This window comes from Nostocoides australiense Ben110 (genome assembly GCF_001050535.1).
Lineage (GTDB): Bacteria > Actinomycetota > Actinomycetes > Actinomycetales > Dermatophilaceae > Nostocoides_A > Nostocoides_A australiense.
In genome coordinates, this window is the sequence record NZ_HG764815.1 from 3634065 (window position 1) to 3635386 (window position 1322).

Annotated in this window: 2 protein-coding genes; both read right to left on the reverse strand. The window is 72.6% G+C overall.

Annotated features, from left to right (window positions below; all coding sequences use genetic code 11):
• Window positions 1-81 precede the first annotated feature (81 nt).
• The gene (locus tag BN11_RS17815; protein ID WP_048699639.1) at window positions 82-564 is read right to left on the reverse strand and encodes a hypothetical protein; all 483 of its coding nucleotides are present in this window, start codon (window positions 562-564) and stop codon (window positions 82-84) included.
• The coding region (gene rsmH / locus BN11_RS17820) for a 16S rRNA (cytosine(1402)-N(4))-methyltransferase RsmH (RefSeq protein WP_048699640.1) at window positions 561-1322 on the reverse strand (762 nt) is incomplete at its 5' end. The genes BN11_RS17815 and rsmH, both read right to left, overlap by 4 nt.

Genomic DNA, 1322 nt, shown 5'->3' on the forward strand with positions numbered 1-1322 from the left:
GCGCGGCGGTGCCGCAGCACCGCCGCGACTCCTCGCCGGCTGCCGCACCTGCGGTGGCGAGCTACGGGGAGTCACTGGGTCTCAGTCCTTCGAGGTGGGGGCCGAACTCGGGGCCGCCGCGGAGGATTTCGCGGTCGATGTGGGCAGTGCCGGGGAGGTAACCACCGTAAAGCGCTTGTCGGCCGTTGCTGCCTCCGCCACGCCGAGGATGGCCCCATCGGCGAGCCGGACGAAGGCGGCGGACTGGGCCGGGACCATCCCCATGGACATTGCCTCCTTGGCCAGGGCCGCCGGTGCGCGCAGGTTGTCCAGGTCGGTGGTGAGTGACTCCTGCCGGTCGGCGAGGACGGTCGACTCGGTCACGAGCTTCCCGCGCTCGTAGCTGCCCTCGGCGAGGGCGGTGTTGATGACGAGGGTCGCGAGCAGCCCGAGGACGAGCACGGCGAGCATCGCCAGGGAGAACCACGCCTGGCGCACCCCAGCGCCCCCGCGCACGACCGACAGCGGTGGGCCCCCGGGGGCCTTGGCCGGGGCGCCGCTCAGTTTCAGTGCGGTGGAGCTCATCGTGATCCCTTCGAGGTGTCCCGGATGCGTTCGGCGGCCCGCATCCGCACCGAGGCGGACCGGGAGTTGGTGGCCCGCTCGGCGGCGCCGGCTTCTTCGGCCCCGCGGGTGAGCAGCTTCAGGTAGGGGCGGTGTTCGGGCAGTTCGACCGGCAGCCCGACCGGGGCGCTGCTGCGGGCACCGGCGGCCAGATCGGTCTTGGTGATGCGGTCCTCGAGCGAGTGGTAGGACAGCACGACGATGCGGCCCCCGACGGCCAGGGCGTCCAGGGCGGCCGGCAGGGCCCGCTCCCACACCCGCAACTCGTCGTTGACCTCGATCCGCAGCGCCTGGAACGTGCGCTTGGCCGGATGCCCACCGCTGCGTTGGGCCGCCGCGGGGATGACCCGGGTGAGCAACTCGACGAGTTGGCCGGAGGTCTCGAAGGGGGTCCGCTCGCGCTCGGCGACGATCGCGCGGGCGATCTTGGCGGCATACCGCTCCTCGCCGTAGTCGCGCAGCACCCGGGTCAGGCCGGCGGCGTCGTAGTCGCGCAGCACCTGCGCCGCGCTCGCCCCCCGGCTGGGGTCCATTCGCATGTCCAGCGGCCCGTCGAAGCGGTAGGCGAAGCCGCGCTCGGCGGCGTCGAGTTGGAGGGAGGAGACGCCGAGGTCGAACAGGATGCCCAGCACCTTGCCGATGCCGAGCCCGGCCAGCACCTCGGGCAGTTCGTCATAGACGGCGTCGACGATCCGCACCCGATCGCCGTATGCCGCGAG

Excerpts from the sequence above, each read along its gene's own strand:
- BN11_RS17815 (WP_048699639.1), bottom strand. The coding sequence starts at position 564 with ATGAGCTCCACCGCACTGAAACTGAGCGGCGCCCCGGCCAAGGCCCCC.